This is a genomic window from Streptomyces adustus (genome assembly GCF_009377175.1).
Taxonomy (GTDB): domain Bacteria; phylum Actinomycetota; class Actinomycetes; order Streptomycetales; family Streptomycetaceae; genus Streptomyces; species Streptomyces adustus.
Map to the genome: position 1 here is coordinate 1 of NZ_VJZD01000343.1, position 8,015 is coordinate 8,015.

The 8,015-nt window shown below is 70.1% G+C and carries 6 protein-coding genes; 2 read left to right on the forward strand and 4 right to left on the reverse strand.

Annotated elements, in window-relative coordinates:
- The 4 genes from FNH09_RS42575 to mmsA all read right to left on the reverse strand — a co-directional run.
- Positions 1–299 (reverse strand): FAD-dependent oxidoreductase (locus FNH09_RS42575; protein ID WP_152895227.1); only part of this gene is annotated, 299 nt, incomplete at its 3' end.
- Between the two features lie 257 nt (positions 300–556).
- On the reverse strand, positions 557–1,663 hold the full coding sequence (locus tag FNH09_RS42580) for a substrate-binding domain-containing protein (protein ID WP_152895228.1): 1,107 nt from the start codon (positions 1,661–1,663) through the stop codon (positions 557–559).
- Positions 1,664–1,743: 80 nt separating this feature from the next.
- Entirely contained in the window at positions 1,744–3,048 is a 1,305-nt protein-coding gene (gene mmsB / locus FNH09_RS42585) for a multiple monosaccharide ABC transporter permease (RefSeq protein WP_152895229.1), read from the reverse strand.
- Positions 3,045–4,592: a multiple monosaccharide ABC transporter ATP-binding protein gene (gene mmsA, locus FNH09_RS42590; RefSeq protein WP_152895230.1), complete on the reverse strand. Its 1,548-nt coding sequence runs from the start codon at positions 4,590–4,592 to the stop codon at positions 3,045–3,047. The genes mmsB and mmsA overlap by 4 nt, the downstream gene beginning before the upstream one ends.
- Positions 4,593–4,863: 271 nt before the next feature.
- Here mmsA and FNH09_RS42595 point away from each other — a divergent pair, with 271 nt between their 5' ends.
- Both FNH09_RS42595 and FNH09_RS42600 read left to right on the forward strand, forming a co-directional pair.
- On the forward strand, positions 4,864–6,057 hold the full coding sequence (locus FNH09_RS42595; RefSeq protein ID WP_338017851.1) for an ROK family transcriptional regulator: 1,194 nt from the start codon (positions 4,864–4,866) through the stop codon (positions 6,055–6,057).
- 170 nt (positions 6,058–6,227) lie between these two features.
- Positions 6,228–7,919, forward strand: coding sequence for a serine/threonine-protein kinase (locus FNH09_RS42600; RefSeq protein ID WP_152895232.1), 1,692 nt, complete (start codon positions 6,228–6,230; stop codon positions 7,917–7,919).
- Positions 7,920–8,015 lie beyond the last annotated feature (96 nt).

The following is an 8,015-nucleotide window of genomic DNA, read 5'->3' on the forward strand; positions in this document are numbered from 1 at the left end:
CTGAAGCGCAGCGGTCCGTCGTCCGTGTGCACCAGGATGCCCGGGGTGAAGGGCCTCAGCCGCAGGGCGCGCAGCGCGAGCCTGCGGCGCACCTGCGGGTAGGAGGTGTTGAAGACCTGGAAGCCGCGGTCGACGACGAAGCCCTCGTGCCGGTCGGAGCGCATCCGGCCGCCGACCTCGTCGGACGCCTCCAGGACCGTGACGTCGAGTCCGCCCGCCAGCAGGTCGCGGGCACAGGCCAGACCGGCCGGGCCCGCGCCGACCACCAGCACATCCGGTACGCCGCGGGTGGCGGCCATGGGCACTCTCCTCGCTCGACGGGGCCATGAGATCCGGCGCCGCGGCCGTCCCCCGGCCCGCGCCGACCGCCGCGCACGCCCGTGCGCGGCCTCCTCGACCGGTCTCCTCGACCGATCTTCCCGCCGGGCCGCCCCGCCGGATGCGGGCCACGCTGACCGGATGCGTCCGTCCGCGCGACGGAGTACGCCGCCGCCCGGGCGCGCCGCTGCCCCGCGCCCGGGGACCGGGGACGGGGCAGCGGCGTGGGCGGGACGTCCTACTTGGTGAGGGGGGACAGCTTGGGGTCGTTGGCGTAGGCCTCGGCCGCGTTCTCCTTGGTCACGATGACCGGCGGGAGCAGGTACGACGGGATGACCTTGGAGCCGTTGTTGTACGACTTGGTGTCGTTGATCTGCGGCTTGTCGCCCTTCTGGAGGGACGTGACCATGTTGATGGTCTCGGCGACGAGCTTGCGGGTGTCCTTGTTGATGGTCGAGTACTGCTCACCGGCCATGATGGACTTGACCGACTCGACCTCGGAGTCCTGGCCGGTGACGACCGGGACCGGCTTGCCGGCGCCCTTGACCGAGGTGATGATCGCGCGGGCGAGGGTGTCGTTCGGCGACAGGACGCCGTCCAGCTTCTTGGAACCGTAGGTCGAGGTCAGCAGCCCGTCCATGCGCGACTGGGCGTTCTCCGCCTTCCAGCCCTGGATCGCGGTCTGCTTGATGTCCTTCTGGCCCGAGCCGACAACGATGTCGCCCTTGTCGATCAGGGGCTGGAGCACGTTCATCGCGCCGTCGAAGAAGACCTTGGAGTTGTTGTCGTCCGGCGAGCCGGAGAACAGCTCGATCGTCCAGGGGCCCTTCGGCTTCTTCGCCTTCATGCCGTCGATCAGGGCCTGGCCCTGGAGCTGGCCGACCTTGTAGTTGTCGAACGCGATGTAGTAGTCGAGGTCGGGCGTGTTGGTGATGAGGCGGTCGTAGGCGATGACGGTCGCGCCCGCCTGCTTGGCCGCGGCCACCTGGGTGGAGAGCTGCGAGGCGTCGGTCGCGCCGATCACGATGACCTTCGCGCCCTTGGTCACCATCGAGGAGATCTGCGCCTGCTGGTCGGCGACCGTGGTCGAGGCGCCCGCGTACTGCACGTCGGCCTTGAAGCCGGCGTCCTTGAGGCCGTTGGTGAACAGGTCACCGGCGAGCACCCAGTTCTCCGAGGTCTTCGCGGGCAGCGCGACCCCGATGAGGGAGTCCTTCGCGAATCCCTTGGCGGCGGCGCCCTTGTCCGAGGAGGAACCCTCGCGCTCGTTGGAGCACGCCGTGCCCAGGCCGAGCAGTGCGACGGCGCCGATGGCGGCGATGCCTCTGATGATGCCTCTGCGCATGGTGGGATGAGCCTTTCTTGCGGTGGTACGGGGTGAGTGGAACGCCGCGGTGGACGGCGTACGGGGTGCGGACTCGGCGTTCAGCCTGCGACCTGCGCCTTGTCGGTGTCGGTGTCGGTGGCCGTCTTCGGCGGCTCGGCGGAGGTGTCCGCCTGGTCGCGCTGGAAGGGGCGGGCCAGCGCTCCGATGATCGAGAAGCGCCCCTGCTTCTTGCTGTAGACGTCGAACGCGACGGCGAGCAGCAGGACCAGGCCCTTGATGATCTGGACCATGTCGGAGCCGACGCCCTCGAGCTGAAGTCCGTTGTTGAGCAGGGCCATGACGAGACCACCGACGATGGAACCGCTGATGGTGCCGAGACCGCCGGAGACCGCCGCACCGCCGATGAAGACGGCCGCGATGGCGTCGAGCTCCCAGCTCAGTCCGTCCTGCGGGCCGGAGGCGGCGGACCGCGCCACGAAGATCATGCCTGCCAGTGCGGCGAGGACGGACATGTTCATCATGACGAGGAAGTTGACCCGCTTGAGCTTCACACCGGACAGCTCGGCCGCGCGGGCGTTGCCGCCGACGGCGTAGATGTGCCGGCCGCCGATGGTGTTGCGCGTGTAGTACGAGTAGGCGAGCACCAGGACGATCAGGATGATGCCGGAGATCGGCACGCTGGTGCCGATGCGGCCGCCGGCGAAGCGCAGCGTCGCGAAGACGATGACGCCCACCATGACCGCCAGCCGGATCCCGGTCACCCACAGCGGAGCGGCGTCGGCGTTCATCTCGCGCCGGGTCTGCCGTGCCTTGAACTCCCGCGCCACCACACCCAGGCAGGCGAGGAGGCCGAGCAGCAGGGTCAGGTTGTTGTAGCCGGTGTCCGGACCGACCTCGGGCAGGAACCCGGCGCCGATGTCACGGAAGCCGAGCGGCACGGGCACGGTGTCGGCGTTGCCGATGTACTGGTTGCCGCCGCGGAAGAGCAGCATGCCGGCCAGGGTGACGATGAACGCGGGCACCCCCACGTAGGCGACCCAGAATCCCTGCCAGGCACCGATCACCGCGCCGACGAGCAGGCCGAGCACGATGCCCAGGGGCCACGGTATCGAGTACTCCTGCATCGCCTTGGCGACCACGATGCCGGTGAACGCGGCGACCGAGCCCACGGAGAGGTCGATGTGGCCGGCCACGATCACCATCAGCATGCCGATGGCCAGGATCAGGATGTAGGAGTACTGGCTGACCACGGCGATGAGGTTGCCGGAGGTCAGGGTCAGTCCGCCGGTCCAGATCTGGAACAGCAGGACGATCGCCACGAGCGTGGAGATCATCCCGAACTGGCGGGCGTTGGAGGTCGTACCTCCGAAGAGGTTCTTCTGAAGGTCTGTGATGCGGCTCATGGGGTCGCTGTCTTCGTGAGAGAGGTCATCTTCTTCATCAGGAGTTCCGGGTTCGCGTCCTGCCGGGTCACCTCACCGGTGATGGCGCCTTCGAACACCGTGTAGATGCGGTCGCACAGTCCGATGAGCTCGGGCAGCTCGGAGGAGATGACGATGACGCCCTTGCCCTGGTCGACCAGGCGCTGGATGATCCCGTAGATCTCGTACTTGGCGCCCACGTCGATCCCGCGGGTCGGCTCGTCGAGGATCAGCAGATCGGGATCGGTGAACATCCACTTCGCGAGGACCACCTTCTGCTGGTTGCCGCCGGAGAGCTTCACCACGCCCTCGTCGACACTGGGCGTCTTGATCCGCAGGCTCTGCCGGTACTCCTCGGCGACGCGGTGCTCGCGCACCGGGTCGACGACCCGGCGGCGGGCGATCTTCGACAGCTTGGCGGCCACCATCGAGGTCTTGATGTCGTCCAGCAGGTTCAGGCCGATCGACTTGCGGTCCTCGCTGACGTACGCGAGCCCGTTCCTGATGGCGTCCGGCACCGACTTCAGCTGGATCTCCCGGCCGTCCTTGAAGACCTGCCCGGAGACGTAGTGACCGTAGGAGCGGCCGAACAGGCTCATCGCGAGTTCGGTGCGGCCCGCGCCCATGAGTCCGGCGAAGCCGACGATCTCACCGCGCCGTACGGTGAAACCGGACCCCTTGCACACGAGCCGGTCCTCCGAACTCGGGTGCTTCACCGTCCAGTCGCGGACCTCGAAGAACACCTCGCCGATGTCGGGCGTGTGGTCGGGGAACCGGCTGTTGAGCTCCCGGCCCACCATGCCCTGCACGATGCGGTCCTCGTTGACGCCGTCGGCCCGCACGTCCAGGCTCTCGATCGTCCGGCCGTCCCGCAGGATGGTGATGGTGTCGGCGACCGCCTCGATCTCGTTGAGCTTGTGCGAGATGATGATCGAGGTGATGCCCCGCTCCCGGAAGCCGCGCAGCAGGTCCAGCAGATGCTGCGAGTCCGCCTCGTTGAGGGCGGCGGTCGGCTCGTCGAGGATGAGCAGCTTCACGTCCTTGGCGAACGCCTTGGCGATCTCGACGAGTTGCTGCTTGCCGACGCCGATGTCCTTGATCAGCGTGTCCGGGTCCTCGTGCAGCCCGACCTGCTCCATCAGTTCCAGGGCCCGGCGTTGCGCGGTCTTCCAGTCGATCGAGCCGCGCCTGCGCGGTTCGTTGCCGAGAAACAGGTTCTCGGTGATCGACATGCCGGGGACCAGCGCCAGTTCCTGGTGGATGATGACGATGCCGGCCTGCTCGCTGGCGCGGATGTCGTGGAACTGGACGTTCTCGCCCCGGTAGACGATGTCGCCCGTGTAGCTGCCGTGCGGGTGCACGCCGCTGAGGACCTTCATGAGGGTGGACTTGCCGGCGCCGTTCTCGCCGCAGATCGCGTGGATCTCCCCCTCCGCGACCACCAGACTGACGTCCGCGAGAGCCCTCACGCCCGGGAACGTCTTGGTGATCGACCGCATCTCCAGAAGGGTCGGGGGCCGGGTCATGAGCCGGGCCCCGCGCCGCGGAGACCGCGACGAGCACGCGGGTCCCGGCGTAGCGGGATGCGACATTTCGTGGACATCAACTTGCCTCCGATGGCACTGCCTCGTGCCTCCAGGTCCTGCGTGTTTCTGCTGCGGTCCCGGACTTTAAATCCATTTGTTTTACTAAGTCAACGCCCCGGCGGCGGTATCGTCGACGAGCTGGAACATGAGAGGACGATGCGTGCGGCAAGCAGGAACAAACCTCCCCAAGGTCGGGCGATACAACAGAGCGGTGGTCCTCGACCAGATCCAGCTCGCGGACGGCATCAGCCGGGTCGAGATCGCCCAGCAGACCGGCCTCACCCCGCAGACGGTCTCCGGCATCGTGCGCCGACTGCTCGACGAGGGGATCGTGCGGGAGGACGGGGCCAGCCGGGTCGCCAGCGGCGGCAAACCCCGCACCACCCTGCGGGTCAACGCCGACGCGGGCAGCGCCGTCGGGCTCGCCTTCGACCCGGTCGAGCTCACCTGTGCCGTGGTCGACCTGCTGGGCCGCCCGCTGGTCGTCCAGCGGCGCCCCACGCCCGCCCGCACCGACCCGGCGCATGTCGTGTCGGCCATGGCCGAACTGGTCGCCGACGTGCTCGACGAGGCGAAGGTGCCCCGCGAGAAGGTGCTCGGGCTGGGCCTGGCCACACCGGGGCCGATCGACCAGGAGCTCGGCGTGATCGTCACGCCCCCGCAGCTCGTGCACTGGACCCGGGTGCCCCTGCAAAGCATGCTGAGCGAGGCCACCGGTCTGCCGGTGACGCTGGACAACGACGCCACCGCCGCGGCGATCGGCGAACGCTGGTCCGGCCTCGGCAAGGGCGTCGCGAACTTCGCCTATCTCTACCTCGGCACCGGCATCGGCGGCGGTCTGATCCTCAATCACCAGGTGTACAGGGGAGGCTCGTTCAACGCGGGCGAGTTCGGCCACTCCTCCGTGCTGACCGACGGGCCGGAGTGCTACTGCGGCAACCGGGGCTGCCTGGAGCGCCTGGTCAACCCCTCCGCGATCGTCGCCGAGGTACACCGCAGACTCGCCGCCGGACCCCGCGCCGACAGTACGCTCTCGCAATCGTTCGAACGGGATCCCGCCTCCGTCGACCATGCCGCGATCCAGCTCGCGGCGGGGGCCGGCGACCCCGTCGCGACGGAGGTCGTCGACGAGGCCGCGGGACACGTCGCCACGGTCGCGGTCACCATCGCCAACTTCATCGACGTGGATCTGATCATCCTGGGCGGTCACGGCATCCAGCACGTGGAGTCGCGCTACCTGGACATCGTCGCCTCGGCGCTGGCGAGCAGACCGCTGGCCCGCCACATCCGCACGGTGGAGGTCGCCGCCTCCCCGCTGGGCACGGACGCCGCGGTCGTGGGCAGCGCCGCGCTGGTCCTGCACGCGACGTACTCCCCCCAGCTGTCGGCACTGCTGTCGAACTGAGCGCGGCCGGAACGGGGGTGACCGCCCCGTCCCGGTGGCACGCCGATACGTGCGCGACACACGCAGCTTCGCCGCAACCGCAGCGGCCGCAGGGGTGTCTGTCATCCCGTGGCCGGCGACATCCGACGCGGTGATGTGCCGGGACCACGACGGGTCCTGGGGGGATACGGATGAGCACATGGACGGTTCCCGGATACACCGAGTCGCTGGAGCTCGGCTCCGGTGCCAGCGGACGGGTCGTCCTGGCCGTGCACCGGGACACCGGCATCGCGGTCGCGGTGAAGTACCTCAGCGAGTCGCTGTACACCCGCCCCGGCTTCGTCAGCGGCTTCCGGGCGGAGGCCCGGCTGCTGGCCGGCCTGGACAGCCCGTACGTCACCGGGCTGTACGAGTACGTCGAGAGCCCCGACGGTGCCGCCATCGTGATGGAACTGGTGGACGGGGTCTCCCTCCGAGCCCTGCTCAAGCGGGAGGGACCGCTCACCCCCGAGGCCGCGCTCGTCGTCCTCAAGGGCTCGCTGCTCGGCCTGGCCGACGCGCACCGGATCGGCGTGGTCCATCGCGACTACAAGCCGGAGAACGTCCTGGTCCTGCCGGACGGCACCTCGAAGCTGGTCGACTTCGGCATCGCGGTGAGCACGGGCGAGAGCGCCGGTGTGGCCGGGACGCCGTCCTACATGGCTCCCGAACAGTGGACCGGCGCCCCCGCCTCCCCCGCCGGTGACGTCTACGCGGCCACGGCGACCTTCTTCGAGTGCCTGACGGGCCGCAAGCCGTACGCGGGCGACAACCTCGCCGAACTCGCGCTGCGCCACCTCGACGCGCCCGTCCCCTACGACGAGGTCCCCGAGTCCGTACGGTCACTGGTCCGTCAGGGCCTGGCCAAGTCGGCCGAGCAGCGGCCCGCCGACGCCGAGGCCTTCGTCGGCGAACTGGAGGCGGCCGCCGTCCACGGCTACGGCCCGGACTGGGAGGAGCGCGGTCGCAGCCGGCTCGCCTCACTGGTGGCCCTGCTGACGCTGCTGCGTCCGCCGGCCCGTACCGGACGGCTGTCCACCACGGACACCGCCCGCACCGTCCTGCGGCGCGGCTGGTTGCGGGCACCGGGCCTCGGCACCGGACGAGGACACGTGTGGCGGCCCACGCTCCCGGGCGTCCTGGTGTCCGCCGTCGTCGCACTCCTGCTCGTCCTGCTGGCCCGCGGTGTGCCGTTCGGCGGCGCTCCGGCGGGCGAGCGGGCCGCCGAGGCCCTGGCCACGACCAGTGCGGGGCCCGGAACGGAGCCCGGAGCGACACCCGCCGCCGGTACGTCGGCCGCCCCGTCCGGGTCGGCCGACCCCTCCGGATCGCCCAGCCCCTCGCCGTCAGGAAGCGGGACCACGACCCCCGGCGGTCCGTCGGCGACGGCCGCTTCGAGTCCGGCATCGGTGGACCCGCCGACCGGCCCGGCGACGACCACGGCCACGCCGACGGCCGCACCGCCCACGGTGTCCGCCACCCCCAGCGCGCCCGCCTCGCCCTCGACGCCCGGCGCACCGGCCGTCAAGGCCGTCACCCTCTCCGGATTCCGGCAGACGGGTCCCAGCACGGGCACGGCCACGGTCACCGTCACCACGGACGGCACCGGGCCCCTGACCCTCGTCGTCTCCTGGTACACCGGCGCCACGAGCGGTCAACTCGGCACCCCGGACGGCGCGTCCCAGGCCTTCGAGCGCAGCGGTGCGACGCAGTACACGATCGCCGTCGACCACACGTTCCAGGGCGGCGGCTGCTACTGGTCCGTACAGGCCACCACCAAGCCCGCGTCCGCCGACGGCGGCGCCACGCAGCAGCTTCTGACGAGAGGGTGCAGCCTGCGATGACTCCGGACGACGAGCGCACTCGGCCCGCGCGCCCCGAGGCCCCGTTCACCGCCGCCGTGCACGGCCCGGGCGGCGCACCGAACCCGCCGCCCGGGC

Excerpts from the sequence above, each read along its gene's own strand:
- FNH09_RS42580 (WP_152895228.1), bottom strand. The coding sequence starts at position 1,663 with ATGCGCAGAGGCATCATCAGAGGCATCGCCGCCATCGGCGCCGTCGCA.
- mmsB (WP_152895229.1), bottom strand. The coding sequence starts at position 3,048 with ATGAGCCGCATCACAGACCTTCAGAAGAACCTCTTCGGAGGTACGACC.
- mmsA (WP_152895230.1), bottom strand. The coding sequence starts at position 4,592 with ATGACCCGGCCCCCGACCCTTCTGGAGATGCGGTCGATCACCAAGACG.
- FNH09_RS42600 (WP_152895232.1), top strand. The coding sequence starts at position 6,228 with ATGAGCACATGGACGGTTCCCGGATACACCGAGTCGCTGGAGCTCGGC.